Here is a 19,106-nt window from a genome sequence, read left to right on the forward strand (position 1 = left end):
GCCGCTATGACGTCAGCTCGCGTATTTGACGCTGCAGCCATAGGGACGCGTCTCGGGCACCGACACCGGCTTGCCCGCGCGCATTTCCGCGAGCGCGGCGAGGACATGGTTGCGCGCGCCGGCGATGTCCGCGACGTCGCTGCTCGGCTTGTCGTCGATCCCGCCCTTGTACGCCAGCCGGCCCTTGCCATCGATGATGTAGAGATGCGGCGTCGTCTTGGCGCCATAGCCCTTGCCGACCAGCCCTTTGGGATCGAGCAGATAGGCGGTGGGCTTCGCCTTTGCCCCGGCGACGAACTGCTGCGCCTCGGCGCCGCTCATATGGCCCTGCATGCCCGGCGCGCCCGAGTTGATCGTCAGCCAGACGACGCCCTGGGCGGTGGCCGCCGCCTGGGTCTTCTGCATGTTGCCGCTGCCATAGTGCTTCTTCACATAGGGGCAGCCGGGATTGTTCCACTCGAGCACGACCGTCTTGCCGCGATAGGCAGAGAGGTCGACCACCCTGCCGTGCATGTCGAAGGCACGGAAATTGGGGGCGGTGGCGGCAAGTTCGGGCTCGGCCATCAGCGGGGCCGCGGCGATCATCGTGGCGGCAATTGCGAACCCGGCAAGCATGCGATTCTTCATCGTTGCGCTCCTCTTCGGCCCCCGCCCTATTTTCCGGCCGCGAGATCCTGCAGCATTGCCTGGGTCAGCACCTGGGGCAACACGCGCGGCTCGGCCTCGCCCGGCTTGTACCACAGATAGAGCGGCACGCCCGCACGATTGTGGCGCTCGATGAAGCGGCCGAGCGCGGGATCGCCATCGGTCCAGTCGCCGACCAGCACGGTCACCTGGTTGTCGGCGAACGCCTTTTCGACTGCCGCCGTCTCGATCACGGCATTTTCGTTGACCTTGCAGGTGAGGCACCAGTCCGCGGTGAAATAGGCGAAGACGGGCTTGTTCTGCGCGGTGAGCTCGGCAAGCCGTGCCTCGCTGAACTTCTCCGCGCCGGACGGTTGCTTCGCTTCCGCCGGCGCGGCGCGGAGCCAGGCGATCGCACCCAGAGCGGCCAGCACCAGCAAGCCGGCGGGCAGCCAGGCCAATGCCTTGCCGCGGCGCTGGCGCAGCCCGGTCCACCACAGGCCGAGCGTGGCGAGCAGCGCGGCGCCGAGCCCGATCGTCATCCCGGCGACGCCGGTCTGCTGGCCGAGCACCCAGGCGAGCGCCAGCGCGGTGAGGAACATCGGCACCGAGAGGATGCGGCGCAGCGTCTCCATCCAGGCACCCGGCCGGGGCAGCAGGCGCCGCAGCGGCGGCACGAAGCCGAGCAACAGGAAGGGCAACGCGATGCCGAGGCCAAGCCCGCCGAACACTGCCAGCGCCGCGGGCCAGGGCAGGATCAGCGCAGCACCGAGCGCACCTGCCATGAACGGCCCGGTGCACGGCGTCGCGACGAACGCTGCCAGCGCGCCGGTAGCGAAGGCGCCGCCGGTGCCCCGGGACGCTGCGCGGTTGACGAAGCCCGGCGCGGACAGCTCGAACAGCCCGGCCAGGTTGAAGGCGATGCCGGCGACGAGCAGCAGCAGGATCAGGATCACGCGCGGATCCTGGAGCTGGAAGGCCCAGCCCAGCGTCGCCCCGCCCGCTCGCAGCGCCAGCAAGGTGCCGCCTAGCGCTAGGCAGACGGCGATCACGCCCGCGGTATAGGCCAGCGCCTCGGCCCGCGGGCTGCCGCCCTCGGCATTGGCCTTGGCCAGGCTGAGCGCCTTGAGGCTGAGGATCGGGAAGACGCAGGGCATGATGTTGAGGATGAGCCCGCCGAGCACCGCGCCGAAAAACGCCAGCACTGCGGCGCTCCACGGCGCTGCGGCCGGCGCCGCTCTGGCCGCGGGCACCGGGCCGGGCAGGGCCTTCACCCAATAGCCTTGCTTGCCGAACGCCAGCATCCCCTCGATCGGCCCGACCGCCTTCACGCCGCCGGTCTCGACCAGCACCCGGTCGCCGTCGCGCGTCACCTTCTGGGGCGCGGCATAGTCGAAGGCGCCGTGCGTCGCGGGAAAGAAATAACCTTCGCCTTCAGCCTTCGCCGCTGCCGGGAAGGGAATGGCGAGGCGCAGCGCCTTGTTCTCGACCTGGTAGCTGCCCTGGGCACCGAGCGGCCGGGGCAGCGCCGCGCGCCACGCATCGAACTGAGCCCGGCGATCGGCGGTGATCGTGCCGTCGCCCACCTGGAGCACCGTCGACAGGTCCGCCTTGCCGGGAACGCAGATCGCATCGGTGCAGACCAGATAGTCGAGGTGCACTTTGACCGGGAAATTGCCGCTGGCGCCAGCGGGCACCTTCAGCGTCACCAGCGGCGCGAAGGGGGCTTCATAGACATAGTTCATCAGCCCGGCGATCAGCAGCCGCTGCGGCACCGGATAGCGGATCTCGCCGACGCTGGCGCCGGAGGGCAGAGTCCATTCGGCGCGCGCCGGCAGCCCGGCATCGCCCGGATTGAGCCAATAGGCGTGCCAGCCCTTTTCCGGCACCGATGCGAGCGCCAGCGTGACCTCGCCGCCCGCCACCGGGCGTTCGCTCTCGGCGACCAGGGTAATGTCGACATGCTGCTCACCCGGCGCCTGTGCCCGCGCCGCGCCGGCAAACAGGCACAGCAGCAACGCCATCAATCCGAAACGAACCGCCGCCATGGAGCGTCCTTGCCGTGGAAATGCTGTTGGCCCAATAGCAGCACGGCAGGATTTGCACACGCCGGAGGTCATCCCCGCTCATGAAACTGTTCCGCCCGCTCGCAGCCGTCGCGGCACTGCTCGCCACCACGCCCCTTTCCGCCCAGCAGGCAGCGCCCGCGCAGACCGTGCCGTCGGAGGCGCCGCGCGCCGCGCCGTCGCTGGTGGTGGTGATCTCGGTCGACCAGTTCAGCGCCGATCTCTTCGCCGAATATCGCGCGCAGTTCACCTCGGGCTTCGCGCGGCTGCTCACCGGCGCAGTCTTCCCTTCGGGCTATCAGAGCCACGCCGCGACCGAGACCTGCCCCGGCCATTCGACGATCCTGACCGGCGATCATCCCTCGCGAACCGGCATCATCGCCAATGACTGGACCGACTTCAGCGTCGCCCGCGAGGACAAGACCGTCTATTGCTCGGAGGATCCGAGCGTGCCGGGCAGCAGCTCGAACAACTACACCGTTTCCGACAAGCAGCTGAAGGTGCCGACGCTCGGCGAGTGGATGAAGCTCGCCGACCCGCAGAGCCGCGTGGTCGCAGTCTCGGGCAAGGACCGCTCGGCAGTGATGATGGGCGGCCACAAGACCGATGAAATCTGGTGGTGGGGCGGCAAGGGCTTCGTCTCCTATGCCGGGCGCCCCGAGCCCGAGATGGTCACCCGGATGAACGCCAATGTGACGCAGCGCATCGCCGAGGCGCAGGAGCCGTTGCCGCTGACGCCCTTCTGCCAGGCGCGCAGCCGCGCAATTCCGCTATGGAACGGCCGCACGGTGGGCGATGGCCGCTTCGCCCGCGCCGCCGGCGATGCCAGCGCCTTCCGTGCTTCGCCCGAGTTCGACGAATCGATCCTGGCGACCGCCGCCGGGCTCGCCACCGACATGAAACTCGGCCAGTCGGGCCATACCGATCTGCTGATCGTCGGCGCCTCGGCGACTGACTATGTCGGCCATGGCAAGGGCACCGAGGGCAGCGAGATGTGCCTGCAGCTGCTCTCGCTCGACCAGACGCTGGGCAAGCTGTTCGCAGTGCTCGACCGGACGGGTGTCGACTATGCGGTGGTGCTCACCGCCGATCATGGCGGGCACGATCTGCCCGAGCGCAATCGCGACCATGGCGCGCCGACGGCGGAGCGGATCACCAAGGACGTGACCGCAAGCGCGATCAGCAAGGTGATCGCCGCCAAGCTGGGCATTGCCGGGCCGGTGCTGACCGGCGGCTCGTTCGGCGACGTCTATCTCGACCCGAAGCTCACCAAGGCGCAGCGCGCCGCCGTGCAGGCCGAGGCGCTGAAGCTCTACGCCGCCAATCCGCAGGTCCAGGCCGTGTTCACTCGGGCCCAGGTGGCGGCGACTCCGATCGTGCATACGCCGCCCGAAACCTGGTCGCTGCTGGAGCGCGCCCGCGCGTCCTATGATCCGCAGCGCTCGGGCGACCTGATCGTCGCGCTGAAGCCGCGGATCACGCCGATCCAGGTCGGCAGCCCGAGCAGCGTCGCCACCCATGGCAGCTTCTGGGACTATGACCGCCGCGTGCCGATCCTGTTCTGGCGCAAGGGCATGACCGGGTTCGAGCAGCCGCTGTCGGTGGAGACGGTGGACATCGCGCCGACGCTCGCCGCGCTGATCCATGTCCCGGTGCCCGTGGAGATCGACGGCCGCTGCCTCGATCTCGATGCGGGTGCGGGCGACACCTGCAAGTAAGCCCCTGAAGCCCCTCCCCTGGAGGGGAGGGGCTAGATTGGTTCTACCGCCGCCGCTCGAAGATGCGGATGCCGGGGCCAAGGTCGTTCTGGCCGAGCGGGCCGACCTGGCCGGTGAAATCGGCGACGAAGGCCGGGCTCGGCGGCGCGCCGGGTGCCAGCGTGGCGGTGTTGCCCTCGATGCGCAGGCCCGCCGAGGAATAGGTGCGGCCTTCCGCCGCGACCACGATCAGCCCCGAGCTGTTCTCCTTGCGCGGCCCCTGGACGAAGGTGTTGCCGGCGATCAGCCCGGTGCCGCCTTCGCTCAGGTCGATCATGTAGTTGGTCTTGCTGCCCTTCGAATCGTCGAAGCTGTTGTTGGTGATCGTCACCCGGCGGGCGCGCAGCTTGACGTAATGGCCGCCGGTGCCGCGCTCGAAGCGCGAATTGGTGACGATGACGTCGCCATCGACCGCGAGATAGATCGAGTGGCTGCAATTCTCGGTCTCGCACTGGCCGAGGCCGGCGAAGGTGGTGTGATCGATGGTGATCCGGCGCACCGTCTCGTGCCCGCCGCCGAGAATGCCTTCCTGGCTGTCGAGGAACATCGAATTGGTGACGGTGAGGTCGCCCATCTCGATGCGGATGCCGGCGCCGTTGCCGTCGGGCACGGCGAAGCCGCGGAAGACCACGCCGTCCACCGCCGAGCCGCGCCCGCGCAGCACAAAGGCGGCCTTTTCCTCGCAGACCTGCCCCTCGAAGATCGCCGTGCCGGGCTGGACCGCCTTGAAGGTGATCTTGCCACCGGTCTGCACCGTGCATTCGCGGTAGGTGCCGGGCGCGATCAGGATCGTCGCGGTGCCGTCGCGCACGGCGTTCACTGCATCGTCGAGATGCGCGAAGCCCTGGCCGGTCTCGGCGATGACGAAGGGCGCGCTCCGCTGCTGCTGGGCGGAGACGGGCGCGGCGAGCACCAGGGCGGCGAGGATCGGCAGACGCATGTGAGGGGGTATGCGCCGGCCCGGTTAAATTCTCGTCATCCCCCAAAATCCGTCATCCCGGCGAAAGCCGGGATCTCAGGCGATGGCGCGGGAAAAGAGCCGCACGAGATCCCGGCTTTCGCCGGGATGACGGTTATTTGAGCGTCTTGATGATGCCCGAGAAATCGAGCCCGGCGCCTTCGCCGTCGACGAACGCCTGGTAGAATTCCTCCGCGCGCGTTCCCATCGGCACGTTCGCGCCGACGCTCGCCGCCGCCTCCAACGCCAGCTTCAAGTCCTTGAGCATCAGCGGCGCGGCGAACCCGCCCTGATAGTCGCGATCGGCCGGGCTTTCGGGGCCGACGCCAGGGACCGGGCAATAGCTCGTCATCGACCAGCTCTGCCCCGAGCTGACCGAGGCGATGTCGTAGAAGCGCTGGGCGTCGAGCCCGAGCTTCTCGGCGAGCGCGAACGCCTCGCAGGTGGCGATCATCGTCGCGCCGAGGATCATGTTGTTGCAGATCTTGGCGCCCTGCCCCGCGCCGCTGGCGCCGGCATGGATCACTGCCTTGCCCATGTCCGCCAGGAAAGGCTCGGCCCGGCCGAACGCCTGTTCGGTGCCGCCGACCATGAAGGTGAGCGTGCCGGCATTGGCCGCGCCGATGCCGCCCGAGACGGGGGCGTCGACCGCCATCAGCCCGCGCCCGGTCGCCGCCTCGGCGACGCGGCGGGCGGTGTCGACATCAATCGTCGAGCAATCGATCAGGATCGCGCCGGGCGAGGCATGGTCGAGCAGCACGTCGGTATAGGTCGCCTCGACATGCTTGCCGGCAGGCAGCATCGTGATGACCGCTTCGGCCCCGTCCACCGCCTCGGCGGCGCTGGCGGCGGGCAGGCAGCCGGCGGCCTTCGCCTTGTCGAGCGCATCCTGGCTCAGGTCGAAGGCGCGGACGTCATGCCCCGCCTTGGCCAGGTTCGCGGCCATGCCGCCGCCCATATTGCCCAGGCCGATAAATGCTACGCGTGCCACGTTCCGTAATCCTCTCTTCTACCGTCACCCCGGCGAAAGCCGGGGTCTCAGGCCGTATCGCGCCACCGCATGAGATCCCGGCTTTCGCCGGGATGACGACTATATTCCGGGTGACGACTATAGCCCTTACTTCCCCGTCCAGTTCCCCGGGCGCTTCTCGACGAACGCCGCCATGCCTTCCTTCTGGTCGGCGGTGCCGAACAGCGCGTGGAACAGCCGGCGCTCGAAGGCGACGCCCTGGGCGAGGCTGGTCTCGAAGGCGGCGTTGACCATCTCCTTGTTCGCCAGCACCGCGAGCGGCGCCATGCCGGCGATCAGCTGCGCGGTCTTCACCGCTTCCTCGACCAGCTCGGCAGCGGGGAGGATGCGGCTGACCAGCCCGGCGCGCTCGGCCTCTGCTGCGTCCATCATCCGGCCGGTGAGGCACATTTCCATCGCCTTGGCCTTGCCGACGGCGCGGGTGAGCCGCTGCGAGCCGCCCATGCCGGGCGAAACGGCGAGCTTGATCTCGGGTTGGCCGAACTTGGCACTGTCACCCGCCAGGATGAAGTCGCACATCATCGCCAGCTCGCAGCCGCCGCCGAGCGCATAGCCCGAGACTGCGGCGATGATCGGCTTGCGGGTGCGCGTGAACACGTCCCAGCCGGCGAAGAAGTCATGGCCGTACATGTCGGCAAAGCCCTGGGCCTGCATCTCCTTGATGTCGGCACCCGCCGCGAACGCCTTCTCGCTGCCGGTGATCACCGCGCAGCCTTGCGTGGGATCGGCATCGAACGCCTTCATCGCGTCGAGCAGCTCGGAGAGGATCTGGCTGTTGAGCGCGTTGAGCGCCTGGGGGCGGTTCAGCGTGACCAGCGTGGCGGCGCCGCGCTGCTCGACGAGGATGGTTTCGTAATTGGCCACTTTGCTACTCCGTCATTCCCGCGAAGGCGGGAATCCATTCTTCCCGCCAGTGATAATGGATCCCCGCCTTCGCGGGGATGACGATCAGAGGGGAGCCCATGCCTCGCCTTCCGGCAGCGGCGCGAAGATCGCGTCGATCGTCGCGTCGGTCACGCCCTCGAGCGTAGCGGGCTTCCATTGCGGCGCATTGTCCTTGTCGACGATCAGCGCCCGGACGCCCTCGATGAAGTCATGGCTCTGCGCGACGCGGCTGCCGATGGCGTATTCCTGCGCCATCTCCTCGGCGAAGCTGGCCTTGGCGCGACCTTCGCGGACGAGACGGAGCGAAACCTTCATCGACTGGGGCGATTTGGTGCGCAGCGTGGCGAGCTGCTTCTGTGCCCATTCGCCGCCATCGGCTTCGAGCGCGGCGATCACGCCCTCGACAGTGTCCGCAGCGAAGAGCCGGTCGATCTCGGCGCGGTGCGCGGCGATGCGCGGTTCGGGTGCGGGAGCCGACAGGTCGGCCAGCACTGCTTCGACCGCCGCGGGATCGGCGGCGATCCGCGTCTTGGCGTCTTCCAGCGCCTCGGCCGGCACGAAGTGACTGGCGAGGCCGAGCGCGAGGCATTCGGCACCGTCGAGCCGATGCCCGGTCAGCGCGAGATACTCGCCCATCCGCCCCGGCAGCCGCGACAGATACCGGCCGCCGCCGACATCGGGGAACAGGCCGATGCCGGTCTCGGGCATGGCGAATTTGGCGTTCTCGGTCGCCACTCGGAATTTCGCCGGCTGCGAGATGCCGACGCCGCCGCCCATGGTGATGCCGTCCATGAAGGCGACCACCGGCTTCTCGTACGTGAACAGCGCGTGGTTGAGCTGGTACTCCACGCGGAAGAAGTCGCGCGCCAGGCTGCCGTCCCCCGCGCCGCTCTCGGCGATCATGCGGATGTCGCCACCGGCGCAGAAGCCGCGACCCTCGGCATGGTCGATCAGCACGATCTCCACGGCGGGATCGTCGCGCCATGCCGTAAGCGCATCGAGCATCGCCCGGCACATGCCGGTGTTGAGCGCATGGATCGCCTTGGGCCGGTTCAGCCGGATGCGGCCTGCCTTGCCTTCGACCTGGATCAGAACTTCACTCGTCATGCTCAAATTTCTCGAAACTCGCGCTTGTGAGGGAAAGAAAAAGCGAAATTTGTTCCCACTATGTTCTTATCGGTTATGGCGGATCATCGGCGTGTAGGAAAGCACATCGTCATCCAGGCGAAAGCCGGGATGACGGAGTGTGCTCACTGGCGCGTCAGCTCGCGGCCGACGATCATCCGCATCACCTGGTTGGTGCCCTCGAGGATCGAGTGGACGCGCAGGTCGCGCCAGAAGCGTTCGATCGGATAGTCCATCAGATAGCCATAGCCGCCGTGCAGCTGGAGCGCGCGGTCGACGACCGAGCTGCCGGTGTCGGTTGCGAAGCGCTTGGCCATTGCGGCGAACTTGGTCTTGTCGGGCGCACCGGCAGTGACCTTGGCCGCAGCGAGATAGAGCAACGCGCGGGCAGCCTCCAGCTCGGTCGCCATGTCGGCAAGGACGAACTGGGTGTTCTGGAAATCGGCGATCGGACGGCCGAACTGCTGGCGGTCCTTGGTGTACTTCACGGCTTCGTCGAGGCAGCGCTGGGCACCGCCAAGCGAGCAGGCGCCGATGTTGAGGCGGCCACCGTCGAGGCCCATCATCGCGAAACGGAAGCCCTCGCCTTCGCCGCCGATACGGTTCCCGACCGGCACGCGGACATTGTCGAAGGTCACCTGGCGCGTCGGCTGCGAATGCCAGCCGAGCTTGCGCTCGTTCGCGCCGAAGCTGACGCCCGGCATGTCCTTCTCGATCACCAGGCACGAGATGCCCTTTGGCCCCTCCTCGCCGGTGCGCACCATCGTGACGTAGATCTCGTTCTCGCCCGCGCCCGAGATGAACTGCTTCGAGCCGTTGACGACATAGTGATCGCCGTCCAGCACTGCCCTGGTCTTGAGCGCCGCGGCGTCGGAGCCCGAGCTCGGCTCGGTGAGGCAATAGCTCGCCATCCGCTCCATCGTGATCAGCGAGGGAAGATATTTGTCCTTCACCGCCTGCGAGCCGAAGGTGTCGATCATCCAGCTCGCCATGTTGTGGATCGAGATGAAGGCGCTGGTCGACGGGCAGCCATAGGCCATCGCCTCCATGATCAGCGCCGCCTCGAGCCGGCCGAGGCCGATGCCGCCGCTCTCCTCCGAGACATAGATCGAGGCGAAGCCCAGCTCCGCCGCCGCGCGGATCGTGTCGCGCGGGAAGATGTGCTTCTCGTCCCATTCTGCCGCGAACGGCGTGATCGCATCGGCAGTGAATTTCTGCGCCATCTCCTGGATGGCAATCTGGTCGTCGGTAAGGTCGAACTGGGTGGTCATGTCAAAGTCCTAAGGCAAGCTTTTCCCCGGCGCAGGCCGGGGTCCAGACTCGGCGTGCGCGGCGAAGACGCGCTACCGCGCGTGTTCTCTAAAGGGGCTGGGCCCCGGCCTTCGCCGGGGAAAATGGAAGGGATCCGAGCCAGGACCATCACTCGCCGGCTTTCTCGTGCAGCACCCGCTCGGCGAAGAGCGGGTTGGCGATCTTCAGGTCGTTGCGGTCGTAATAGCGCGGCGGCGGCACTTTCTTTTCCCAGGCCATCTGCTCGGTGAGCGTGCCGTTGGTCCAGGGGACCATCGGCATCGCCTGATAGATCGGATCGGCATAGGCGAGATCGGGGGTGATGATCTCCCATCCGTCCTTGCGCAAGGCGTCGATCAGGTCCCCGATGAACAAAGCAGCAATGTCGGTCTCGTGCAGCAGCATGACGTGCGCGGGCGAACGGCCGATCGTCTTGACCGCCAGATCGTCGGCGAAGTCGGCGGCCTGGAGATGGCTCTCGACATAGAGGTCGCGCAACCCTTGCATGTCGATGGGCTTGCCCGCCTTCTTCGCGGCGATCGCCAGCCCCTCGATGTTCCAGTCCGAGGCCTCGGCAGTGACATGGCCGTTGCGGATGCCGCGTGCGGCCAGCCCGGCGCGGATCGCGGCGACCTTCGCCTTGTCCGGCCCGCCTTCGTCGAGGAACGGGAAGCGCAGCCAGGGGCGGTGATTGGGCTGCCTGACCAGCCAGGCCTCGGCCTTGTCGACCTGATCGAGGAACTCCTCGGTGCTGACCTTGGAGAGGTGCGGGTGCAGCCAGGTATGGTTGGCGAGGACGTAGCCCGCCGCGACATAGGCATGGATGCGCGCCATCGCCGCCCGCCCGGCGGCGCCATTGTCGATCCGGCCGGGATTGAGGAACAGGGCGACCTGGCTCACCCCGCGCGAACGCAGCACCGCGATCAGCTTGGCCGTGCGCTCGTCCTCGCTGAGGAAGGCACCGGCACCGCGCGGCACATCGTCGAAGCTGAAGGCAATGCGCTTGGCGGCGGCCTGCACCGGCTGCGCCCCGGCGTTCGACACCGGATCTGCCCGCACCACGAGCATCAACGCGCCGATGAAGAGAAAGAGACGGATCATCGTTTCCCAATACCCGTTCCCCTCCCTGGAAGGGAGGGGCTTAGGGGTGGGTTGCTGTCCACGAGCGGAACGGCTTGGGGAGGCCCACCCACCCCCGGCCCCTCCCTTCACCAGGGAGGGGAGAGAACTACCCCATCGTCGGGATGACGAAGGCGCTGTCGCCCGAGGCGCCGCCGTCGGGCCAGCGCTGGGTGATCGTCTTGACCTTGGTCCAGAACTTCACGCCTTCCATGCCGTGCTGGTTGGTGTCGCCGAATGCCGAGCGCTTCCAGCCGCCGAAGGTGTGATAGGCGACCGGCACCGGGATCGGCACGTTGATGCCGACCATGCCGACATTGACGCGCGCCGCGAACTCGCGCGCGGCATGGCCGTTGCGCGTGAAGATGGCGACGCCGTTGCCATACTGGTGGTCGCTCGGCAGCTTGAGCGCGGTCTCGAAATCGGGGGCGCGGACGATCTGGAGGACGGGGCCGAAAATCTCTTCCTTGTACGCCTGCATGTCCGGCGTGACGCGGTCGAACAGCGACGGTCCGATGAAGAAGCCCTGCTCATGGCCCTGGAGCTGGAAGCCGCGGCCATCGACCACCAGCTCGGCGCCTTCGTCGACGCCGGTCTGGATCCAGTTCTCGACACGCTGCTTGTGCGCGGCGTTCACGACCGGGCCGTAATGCGCCTCGGCATCGGTGGAGACGCCGACCCGCAGCGCCTCGATCGCCGGGATCAGTTTCTCGCGCAGGGCATCGGCGGTCTTGTCGCCGACGGGGACGACCACGGGGAGCGCCATGCAGCGCTCGCCGGCCGAGCCGAAGGCGGCGCCCGAGAGATCGGCGACGACCTGATCGAGATCGGCATCGGGCATGACGATGCCGTGGTTCTTGGCGCCGCCCATCGCCTGGACGCGCTTCCCGGCCTCGACGCCGCGGCGATAGACATAATGCGCGATGTCGGACGAACCGACAAAGCTCACGGCGGCAATCGCCGGGTGGTCGAGGATCGCGTCGACCATTTCCTTGTCGCCGTGCACGACCTGGAGGATACCCTCGGGCGCGCCGGCCTCGAGCATCAGCTCGGCGAGGCGGACGGGGACGCTGGGATCGCGCTCCGACGGCTTGAGGATGAAGGCGTTGCCGCAGGCGATGGCGACACCGAACATCCACATCGGGATCATCGCGGGAAAGTTGAACGGCGTGATGCCCGCGCCGATGCCGAGCGGCTGGCGCATCGAATAGACGTCGATGCCGGGGCCCGCGCCCTGGGTATATTCGCCCTTCAGCACATGGGGGATACCGCAGGCGAACTCGATCACCTCGAGCCCGCGCTGGATGTCGCCCTTGGCGTCGGCGATCACCTTGCCATGCTCGGACGAGAGCAGGTGCGCGAGCTCATCCATGTTCTTTTCTACCAGCGCCTTGAACGCGAACATCACGCGGGCGCGGCGCTGCGGGTTGGTCGCGGCCCAGCCGGGCTGCGCGGCCTGGGCGGCGGCGATCGCCTTGTCGAGCTCTGCCTGGGTGCCGAGCTGGACCTGGGCCTGGACCTGGCCGGTGTTCGGGTTGAACACCTCGCCCGTCCGGGCACCCGCGCCGCCAGTGTGGCCGACGATGACATGGTCGATGATACGCACCGCTGATCTCCTGCTTCGGGCTCTGGCGACCCGACTCACTGTGTAATTTAATTACGCAGTGACATAAGAAACGGTCGCTGTCACGCGCCCGGGTTTCACCCCGCCGGCGGAGCGGACCGGCCGATCGGCACCGGCAGCAGGCGGCCCTGGTCATCGCCGATCACCATTACCTCGATTCCGAACGCCTCGCGCAGCGGCTGATGCGCGAGCGCCTCGCGCGCCGGGCCGAAGGCGACCACCCGGCCCTCGCGCAGCAGCAGCACCTCGTCCGCCGCGCGCGCGGCCTGGACGAGGTCGTGGAGCACGATCACCACGCCCATGCCGTCCTGGGCAAGGCCGCGCAGCCGATCGAGCAGGCCGAGCTGGTGCGCGGGATCGAGCGCGGCGAGCGGCTCGTCGGCGAGCAGCCATTGCGGCTGGCCGGCGAGCACGCGGGCGAGCAGCACGCGGGCGCGCTCGCCCCCGGAAAGCTCGGCGACCGGGCGACCGGTGAAGTCCAGCGTGTCGGTCGCCTCCATCGCGCGCGTCACGGCTTCCGCATCCGCTGCCGACATGCCCGCAAAGGGCGAGCGGTGCGGCAGGCGGCCGAGCGCGACCAGCGCCTCGGCAGTGACGTTCCAGTGCACCGACGCGTCCTGCGGCAGATAGCCGATCGCGCGGGCGCGCTCGCGCGGATCGAGCCGGCCGACCAGCCGCCCGCCGAGCCGGACGAAGCCGGCATCGGCATCGGCGAGGCCGGCGATCGCGCGCACCAGGGTCGACTTGCCCGAGCCGTTGGGGCCGAGGATCGCCGTGACCTTGCCGGGGCGGAACAGCGCACCGATGCCGTGCAGCACCTTGCGGTTGCCCAGGCTGACGGCGAGGTTCTCGATGCTCAGATCCATGCCGACCGCCGAAGCTTGAGGAGCAGCCCGAAGAAGAAGGGCGTGCCGATCAGCGCCATGGCGACGCCGAGGCGGATCTCCGAGGCGCCGGGGGCGAGGCGGACCAGGCTGTCCGCCGCCAGCACCAGCGCCGCGCCGCCGAGCGCGCTGGGGAGCAGCAGCGCCGAGGGCCTGGCGCCGACCAGCGGGCGCAGCAGATGCGGGACGATCAGCCCGACAAAGCCGACCACGCCGGTGACCGCGACGCTGGCGCCGACCACCAGTCCGGCACCGACGACCACCAGTGCCTGGGTGCGCTCGAGGCGCAGGCCGAGCGAGCGCGCGGCGTCCTCGCCCAGTGTCAGTGCATCGAGCGCGCGGCCGGTGAAGAGGAGCAGCACGCCGCCGGCGAGGATGAACGGCACGGCGAGCTGCACCTCGGCAAAGCTGCGATCGGTGAGCGAGCCCATGATCCAGTCGATGATCTCGGCCGTGGCATAGGGATTGGGCGCGATCGAGATCAGGAAAGCGGTGAGCGCGCCGCCCAGGCTGGCGAGCACGGTGCCGGCCAGCACGAAGGTTACCGCGCTCTGCGACCGCCAGGCGAGCGCGGCGAGGAGCAGCATCGATCCGCCGGCGGCGAGCATCGCCGCGCCGAAGATGGCGAGCGGCGCGCTGGCGGCGAACAGCACGATCGCGGCGACGGCGCCGAGCGCCGCGCTCGACGAGACGCCAAGGACCGAGGGATCGGCTAGCGGGTTGCGCAGATAGCCCTGCAGCACCGCGCCGGTGAGCCCCAGCCCGGCACCGATGACGAGGCCGAGGATCGCACGCGGCAACCGCAGCTCGGCGACGATCCACCAGCGCGGATCATCGGAGAACCAGGCAATGAACGGCACGAATATCTTGCCCGCCGCCAGCGAGGCGACGAACAGCAGTGCGACCAGGAGGGCGAGCCCGGCGAGGAGCGGGAGCCGCTTCACTGCGCCACCGCGCGGCGGATCTGGGCCAGCCGGGTCATCGCGCCGGCGATCACCGGGCCGCCGCAATTGACCAGCGAGCGCGGAAACGCCGCCTCGCTCACCCGGCCCCTGGCATGCGCGAGCGCGCGGCGGCGCAGCTCGGCGGCGCGGCTGGCGGAGTCGCGGCCCTGCCCGTCGGGCACCAGCATCACCCGCGGCGGATCGGCGACGATCCGCTCGGCGGGCAAGGTGCCGGTGAACTGGAGCCCGTAATGCGCCGCCTGGTTCGAAAAGCCGGCGCGGCGCAGCATCTCGTCGAGCAGATTGCCCTCCCCCGAAACCATGTTGCCGCCGATCCATACCAGCGCGGGCACTGGCGGGCCGCTCGCGGCCGCGGCGGCGACGGCACGATCGATGCGCGCGTTCATCGCCCGCCCCTTTTCGGGCACGCCCAGCGCAGCGGCAAGCTCGGTCACCTGCGCCTTGCTCGCCTCGATCGTCAGCGGCGAATCGAGATAGAGCGTCCGGAGCCCGGCACGGGCATAGGCGGCGCGCGTGGCAGGCGCGGTGAAGCTGCTGGCGATCACCAGATCGGGCCGCATCGCCACGACTTCCTCCGCCGTGCCGCGCGTGCCGCGGAAGCGGCTGGCGAGATCGAGCGGGATCGAAGTGGCGCCGGGATCCTGCGAATAATGGCTGATCGCGGCGATGCGATCGCGCGGCACCAGCTCGACCAGCATCGCATCGGCGCAGGGATTGGTGGAGACGATGCCGCCACCCCCGCCGGGCGCAGGCGCGCAGCCGGCGAGCATCGCGCCACAGGCGAACAGGAATGCGCTTCGGCCCCGCATGCCCGCTCGTTACACCGCGCCGCCCGATTTGCGCGAAGAATCGTCCGCAACCCGCGAAAAAATGCGCTTTGTCTCGGTACTGTAACGCTGGGCTAAGCACGCATTTACCAACTGCCTCCTATCCGGCACGCGATGCTTCTCGCCGCCCCCTCGCCCGCCCCGAGCGCCGCCTGGCTCACCGAGCGCGAGCTCGATCCGCCGCTGCTCACGCTCACCGACACGATGTGGCGCGCGGCCGAGCTGTTCGGCGGCGATCCCGAGCTTCGGCTGGTGGCGATCGTCGACGAGAAGGCGCGCCCGCTCGGCGCGATCTTCGAGAAGGATGTGCGGCGACTGCTGCTCAATCCCTTCGGCCATGCGCTGATGCGCAACCCCAGCTACGGCGCCGCGGTGGCGCGCTATGTCCGCACCTGCCCGACCGCGGAGATGACCGACGATCTTGGGCGGCTGATGGAGACCTATCGCGCCTCCGGCGGGTCCGAGGGGATGATCCTGACCCGGAACGGCCGTGTGCGGGCGACCGTGAACAACCGCCGGCTCGTCCATCTCGCCGCCGAGCGCGAAGTCGCCTCGGCACGCGCGCAGCTGGAACGCGCGGCGCGGATCGAGGCGGCGAGCAGCCGGTTCGAGGCGCAGGTGGGCGCGCTGGCGCACGACCTGGGCCAGCTCTCGACCGAACTGGAACATGGCGCGACCGCGACGGCGGAGCGGGCAAGCGGCGTGGGCGACCACGCCGTGGCGGTGGCCACCGCCGCCTCGCAGACCAGCGACAACATGGCCGAGATCGCTGCGCGCGGCCGCGAGCTGGCCGAGGCGCTGGCCGGCATCGCCACCAATACCGGCGATGCCCGCCAGGCCGCCGCGGTGGTGCGCAGCCTGGTCGAGACCGGCAGCGAGCGTGCCCGCGAATTGCTCCACTCCGCCCAGTCGATCGACGCGGTGATCGGGCTGATCAGCGACATCGCGCGGCAGGTGAATCTTCTTGCGCTCAACGCCACGATCGAGGCGGCGCGCGCCGGCGAAGCCGGGCGCGGCTTCACCGTGGTGGCAAACGAAGTGAAGCAGCTCTCCACCCAGACCGGCATCGCCGCCGACCGGATCACCGCACATGTCCGCGAGATCCGCAGCGGCATCGACGAAGTCGCCGCCGGGCACGACCGGGTCGAGCAGGCGATCGGCGCGATGGCGACGCTGGCCGACGCCGTGGAAAGCGCCGTGGCCGCGCAGGAGGATGCGACGCGGATGATCGCCTGGAACGTCGACGAGGCGGTGCAGGCGAGCAACGGCATCCAGCGCGACGTCGAGCAGATCGGCGGCACCTCGCAGGATGCGTCGAACCAGGCGCAGGCGATGCAGCGCGTAGCGGTGCGGCTGCATAGCGGCGCCGATGCGCTGTCCGACCAGGTCCACGCCTTTCTGGGCGAATTGCGCCGCGCCTGAAGCCTGCCTAGGCTGGCCGCATGCTTCTATGCGGTACCCAAGTGGGCGGCGACCGGCCGCTGTTCCTGATTGCCGGCCCCTGCGCGCTCGAATCGGAGGCGCTGTCGCTGCGCGTGGCGGAGACGCTGGCCGGGCTGGCGCAGCGGCTGGGGCTGCTGGTGATCTTCAAGGGATCGTTCGACAAGGCCAACCGCACCTCGGGCGAAGCGTATCGCGGGCCGGGCATGGACGAGGGGCTGGCGATCCTCGCCAAGGTGCGCGCCGAGACCGGGCTGCCGGTGCTCACCGACGTCCATGAAGCGGCGCAGGTGCCGGCGGTGGCGGCGGTGGTCGACGTGCTGCAGACCCCGGCCTTTCTCGCCCGCCAGTCCGATCTGATCGCGGCGGCGGCGGCGAGCGGCAGGCCGGTCAACATCAAGAAGGCGCAGTTCATGGCGCCCTGGGACATGGCACATGTGCTGGACAAGGCGCGCGCCGCCGCCCGGGAAGCCGGCGTCGAGCCCGACAATTTCCTGCTGTGCGAGCGCGGCACCAGCTTCGGCTACAACGCGCTGGTCACCGACTTGCGCAGCCTGGCGGTGATGGCCGAGACCGGTGCACCGGTGGTGTTCGACGCGACGCATTCGGTGCAGGCGCCGGGCGGCCGCGGCGCCAGCTCGGGCGGCGCGCGCGAGCATGTCCCGCTGCTGTGCCGCGGCGCCGTCGCGGCGGGCTTGGCGGGGCTGTTCCTCGAGACGCACCCCGATCCCGACCGGGCGCTGTCGGATGGGCCGAACAGCTGGCCGCTCGACCAGCTCGAAGCGCTGGTGGCCGGGCTGGTGCGGCTCGATGCGTTCGTGAAGGGCGGGATGCGCGGCTAACGCTCGCCCTTCCAGTTCATGCCGAACGACCAGCTTCCCGGTATGCGCCGCCCCATTTCGTCCTCGGCCGGCGTAAACCGGCCGTTCCGCTGCATCTTCGCGCAGGCCGCATTATCCAGCAGCACGTTCCCGCTCGAGCGCAGGATCGTGCAGGCCGAGACGCGGCCCAGCGGGTCGATATCAAGGCGAAAGCGCACGCTGCCCTTCATCCCGCTTAGGCTAGCATCCTCGGGCGATGCCTTGGCCCAGAGCTGAGGGGAGCCGCGCGGGCGCGCGGGCCTGAACGGCATTCGATCGAACGCGTTCGCGCGCGCGCCGGGACGCGGCACCGGATCGACCGGCTGTGACGGCCTTGCGCACGCTTCCACCGCCGCCAGCGCCCTGGCTGATCCGCCCAGATCGATATCGTCCGGAAGCGCGCCCTGGCGGTGAACCACGAGCTTCGTCGCGCGGGCGAAGGCGCTTCGCAGCGCCTGCGCGTCGGTCAATACGACCGTGGCGTTCAGGTCCGCGGCGAGCGGCCGCTGCCCGGCGCGAAAGCGAACAGGGCCCAGCAGCGCCTCGAAACCACGCTCGCCAGCCGCATTCTCCGGCCAAGTCGGGTTGCTCAGGATGATCGCCGACCAGCCATCGCTCCGGAGATAATAGTCCAGCCTCGTGCCCGCCTCGCTGGGCGAAGTCGCAGTGACGACACAGCCGTCGCTGACGTCGCGCACCAGCCAGTCGGGGACAGGCTCTTCCTGCGTGAAAATCATCGCGGCCGCCGCGGCGACCCCGAATATTGCGAGTTCCATCCGCCCTCTCTCCGGTTGGCTACTCCCGTTGCACGGCAGGGATGTGAGAATTGTCGGTGGACAGCATTTACACGGCGTTATCCACGCACCTCGGCGCACAGCAAAAAGCCCGCCAAGTCACTGACCTGGCGGGCTTTCTATATGGTGGGCGTGGCAAGGATTGAACTTGCGACCCCTGCGATGTCAACACAGTGCTCTACCACTGAGCTACACGCCCACGGGCCCGGAGGCCGAAACGGGAAGCGGGCCAATAGCGGGGCTTTTCGAGCCGCGCAAGCACGCTTTTTCAGTTTTTGCGGTACCGGCCCGCGCCCCCCCCCCGGCCCCCCACCGCCGGAGTGAGTGGGGGGCCGGGTGGGGGCCCGGGCCCGGGCTCCCCCACCCGGCCACCCAACGGCAGTATTCTATGGGTGGCCGGGTGGGGGAGCGGGCCGGCACCGCCCAAAGCGAAAGCTTCAATTAAATCCGGCGTTCTCCGCCTCGAACAGCCGATCGACCTCCAGCACGAGGTCGCGCAGGTGGAAGGGCTTGGAGAGCACGCGGGCCTGGGGCACCTGCTTGCCGGCCTTGAGCGTGACCGCCGCAAAGCCGGTGATGAACATCACCCGCATGTCCGGCGCGATCTCGCTTGCCTTCTGGGCCAGCTCGATGCCGTCCATCTCGGGCATCACGATATCGGTGAGCAGCAGGTCGAACCGTTCGGTTTCCAGCAGCGGAATCGCCGCGGTGCCGCGATCGACGGCACTGACCGCATAGCCCGAACGCTCGAGCGCCCGGGTGAGATATTCCCGCATCACGCGGTCATCCTCGGCCAGCAGAATCCGGATCATGTTCCCCCACTCAAAATCGACAGGGCGGCATCCTATACGCCAAGCC

The 19,106-nt window shown here is 68.8% G+C and carries 17 protein-coding genes and 1 tRNA gene; 3 read left to right on the forward strand and 15 right to left on the reverse strand.

The features are described from left to right. Nucleotides 1–12: 12 nt before the first annotated feature. Nucleotides 13–627, reverse strand: a complete 615-nt coding sequence (locus tag P6144_RS14970) for a redoxin domain-containing protein (RefSeq protein ID WP_277768601.1) — start codon at nucleotides 625–627, stop codon at nucleotides 13–15. Between the two features lie 26 nt (nucleotides 628–653). Continuing rightward, nucleotides 654–2,672 carry a protein-disulfide reductase DsbD domain-containing protein gene (locus tag P6144_RS14975; protein WP_277768602.1) on the reverse strand — a complete coding sequence of 673 codons (2,019 nt, stop codon included), beginning with the start codon at nucleotides 2,670–2,672 and terminating at the stop codon, nucleotides 654–656. An 80-nt stretch (nucleotides 2,673–2,752) separates the two neighbouring features. Between P6144_RS14975 and P6144_RS14980 the strand changes: the two genes are divergently transcribed. Then, complete coding sequence (locus P6144_RS14980) at nucleotides 2,753–4,408, forward strand: alkaline phosphatase family protein (RefSeq protein WP_277768603.1); 1,656 nt, start codon at nucleotides 2,753–2,755, stop codon at nucleotides 4,406–4,408. 43 nt (nucleotides 4,409–4,451) lie between these two features. On the opposite strand, the gene P6144_RS14985 is transcribed toward P6144_RS14980, so the two are convergent. The 10 genes from P6144_RS14985 to P6144_RS15030 all read right to left on the reverse strand — a co-directional run bounded on the left by P6144_RS14985 (nucleotide 4,452) and on the right by P6144_RS15030 (nucleotide 15,136). Continuing rightward, nucleotides 4,452–5,387 (reverse strand): right-handed parallel beta-helix repeat-containing protein, encoded by a 936-nt coding sequence (locus P6144_RS14985; RefSeq protein WP_277768604.1) that lies wholly within the window; start codon nucleotides 5,385–5,387, stop codon nucleotides 4,452–4,454. A gap of 133 nt (nucleotides 5,388–5,520) precedes the next feature. Beyond that, a complete protein-coding gene (gene mmsB, locus P6144_RS14990) occupies nucleotides 5,521–6,396 on the reverse strand; it encodes a 3-hydroxyisobutyrate dehydrogenase (protein WP_277768605.1) in 876 nt (291 codons plus the stop codon). A gap of 126 nt (nucleotides 6,397–6,522) precedes the next feature. Beyond that, nucleotides 6,523–7,299: an enoyl-CoA hydratase gene (locus tag P6144_RS14995; protein ID WP_277768606.1), complete on the reverse strand. Its 777-nt coding sequence runs from the start codon at nucleotides 7,297–7,299 to the stop codon at nucleotides 6,523–6,525. Nucleotides 7,300–7,383: 84 nt separating this feature from the next. Further along, the gene (locus tag P6144_RS15000) at nucleotides 7,384–8,427 is read right to left on the reverse strand and encodes an enoyl-CoA hydratase/isomerase family protein (RefSeq protein ID WP_277768607.1); all 1,044 of its coding nucleotides are present in this window, start codon (nucleotides 8,425–8,427) and stop codon (nucleotides 7,384–7,386) included. A 143-nt stretch (nucleotides 8,428–8,570) separates the two neighbouring features. Then, nucleotides 8,571–9,716 carry an acyl-CoA dehydrogenase family protein gene (locus P6144_RS15005; RefSeq protein ID WP_277768608.1) on the reverse strand — a complete coding sequence of 382 codons (1,146 nt, stop codon included), beginning with the start codon at nucleotides 9,714–9,716 and terminating at the stop codon, nucleotides 8,571–8,573. A gap of 148 nt (nucleotides 9,717–9,864) precedes the next feature. Next, entirely contained in the window at nucleotides 9,865–10,836 is a 972-nt protein-coding gene (locus tag P6144_RS15010; protein WP_277768609.1) for a polysaccharide deacetylase family protein, read from the reverse strand. A gap of 127 nt (nucleotides 10,837–10,963) precedes the next feature. Further along, on the reverse strand, nucleotides 10,964–12,460 hold the full coding sequence (locus tag P6144_RS15015; RefSeq protein WP_277768610.1) for a CoA-acylating methylmalonate-semialdehyde dehydrogenase: 1,497 nt from the start codon (nucleotides 12,458–12,460) through the stop codon (nucleotides 10,964–10,966). Nucleotides 12,461–12,555: 95 nt separating this feature from the next. Beyond that, nucleotides 12,556–13,344, reverse strand: a complete 789-nt coding sequence (locus P6144_RS15020) for an ABC transporter ATP-binding protein (protein ID WP_277768611.1) — start codon at nucleotides 13,342–13,344, stop codon at nucleotides 12,556–12,558. Further along, nucleotides 13,335–14,306, reverse strand: a complete 972-nt coding sequence (locus tag P6144_RS15025; RefSeq protein ID WP_277768612.1) for an iron ABC transporter permease — start codon at nucleotides 14,304–14,306, stop codon at nucleotides 13,335–13,337. Before P6144_RS15025 ends, P6144_RS15020 begins: the two co-directional genes overlap by 10 nt. After that, nucleotides 14,303–15,136 (reverse strand): ABC transporter substrate-binding protein, encoded by an 834-nt coding sequence (locus P6144_RS15030; protein ID WP_277768613.1) that lies wholly within the window; start codon nucleotides 15,134–15,136, stop codon nucleotides 14,303–14,305. The genes P6144_RS15025 and P6144_RS15030 overlap by 4 nt, the downstream gene beginning before the upstream one ends. A 132-nt stretch (nucleotides 15,137–15,268) precedes the next feature. Between P6144_RS15030 and P6144_RS15035 the strand changes: the two genes are divergently transcribed. Both P6144_RS15035 and kdsA read left to right on the forward strand, forming a co-directional pair. Next, on the forward strand, nucleotides 15,269–16,576 hold the full coding sequence (locus P6144_RS15035; RefSeq protein ID WP_277768614.1) for a methyl-accepting chemotaxis protein: 1,308 nt from the start codon (nucleotides 15,269–15,271) through the stop codon (nucleotides 16,574–16,576). A gap of 20 nt (nucleotides 16,577–16,596) precedes the next feature. Continuing rightward, nucleotides 16,597–17,436 (forward strand): 3-deoxy-8-phosphooctulonate synthase, encoded by an 840-nt coding sequence (kdsA, locus tag P6144_RS15040; protein ID WP_277768615.1) that lies wholly within the window; start codon nucleotides 16,597–16,599, stop codon nucleotides 17,434–17,436. Here kdsA and P6144_RS15045 read toward each other — a convergent pair. The 3 genes from P6144_RS15045 to P6144_RS15055 form a co-directional block, all read right to left on the reverse strand. Beyond that, nucleotides 17,433–18,230: a TonB family protein gene (locus P6144_RS15045; protein ID WP_277768616.1), complete on the reverse strand. Its 798-nt coding sequence runs from the start codon at nucleotides 18,228–18,230 to the stop codon at nucleotides 17,433–17,435. The two genes, kdsA and P6144_RS15045, sit on opposite strands and share 4 nt — an antisense overlap. A 142-nt stretch (nucleotides 18,231–18,372) precedes the next feature. Then, nucleotides 18,373–18,447, reverse strand: a tRNA-Val gene (locus P6144_RS15050). A 238-nt stretch (nucleotides 18,448–18,685) separates the two neighbouring features. Then, nucleotides 18,686–19,060: a response regulator gene (locus tag P6144_RS15055; protein ID WP_277768617.1), complete on the reverse strand. Its 375-nt coding sequence runs from the start codon at nucleotides 19,058–19,060 to the stop codon at nucleotides 18,686–18,688. Between the last annotated feature and the right edge of the window lie 46 nt (nucleotides 19,061–19,106).

The sequence above is a fragment of the Sphingomonas sp. HITSZ_GF genome, assembly GCF_029543155.1.
Taxonomy (GTDB): domain Bacteria; phylum Pseudomonadota; class Alphaproteobacteria; order Sphingomonadales; family Sphingomonadaceae; genus Sphingomonas.

Coding starts and splice junctions, on each gene's coding strand:
- P6144_RS14970 (WP_277768601.1), bottom strand. CDS start 627: ATGAAGAATCGCATGCTTGCCGGGTTCGCAATTGCCGCCACGATGATC.
- P6144_RS14975 (WP_277768602.1), bottom strand. CDS start 2,672: ATGGCGGCGGTTCGTTTCGGATTGATGGCGTTGCTGCTGTGCCTGTTT.
- P6144_RS14980 (WP_277768603.1), top strand. CDS start 2,753: ATGAAACTGTTCCGCCCGCTCGCAGCCGTCGCGGCACTGCTCGCCACC.
- P6144_RS14985 (WP_277768604.1), bottom strand. CDS start 5,387: ATGCGTCTGCCGATCCTCGCCGCCCTGGTGCTCGCCGCGCCCGTCTCC.
- P6144_RS15000 (WP_277768607.1), bottom strand. CDS start 8,427: ATGACGAGTGAAGTTCTGATCCAGGTCGAAGGCAAGGCAGGCCGCATC.
- P6144_RS15005 (WP_277768608.1), bottom strand. CDS start 9,716: ATGACCACCCAGTTCGACCTTACCGACGACCAGATTGCCATCCAGGAG.
- P6144_RS15010 (WP_277768609.1), bottom strand. CDS start 10,836: ATGATCCGTCTCTTTCTCTTCATCGGCGCGTTGATGCTCGTGGTGCGG.
- P6144_RS15020 (WP_277768611.1), bottom strand. CDS start 13,344: ATGGATCTGAGCATCGAGAACCTCGCCGTCAGCCTGGGCAACCGCAAG.
- P6144_RS15030 (WP_277768613.1), bottom strand. CDS start 15,136: ATGCGGGGCCGAAGCGCATTCCTGTTCGCCTGTGGCGCGATGCTCGCC.
- P6144_RS15035 (WP_277768614.1), top strand. CDS start 15,269: ATGCTTCTCGCCGCCCCCTCGCCCGCCCCGAGCGCCGCCTGGCTCACC.
- kdsA (WP_277768615.1), top strand. CDS start 16,597: ATGCTTCTATGCGGTACCCAAGTGGGCGGCGACCGGCCGCTGTTCCTG.
- P6144_RS15045 (WP_277768616.1), bottom strand. CDS start 18,230: ATGGAACTCGCAATATTCGGGGTCGCCGCGGCGGCCGCGATGATTTTC.
- P6144_RS15055 (WP_277768617.1), bottom strand. CDS start 19,060: ATGATCCGGATTCTGCTGGCCGAGGATGACCGCGTGATGCGGGAATAT.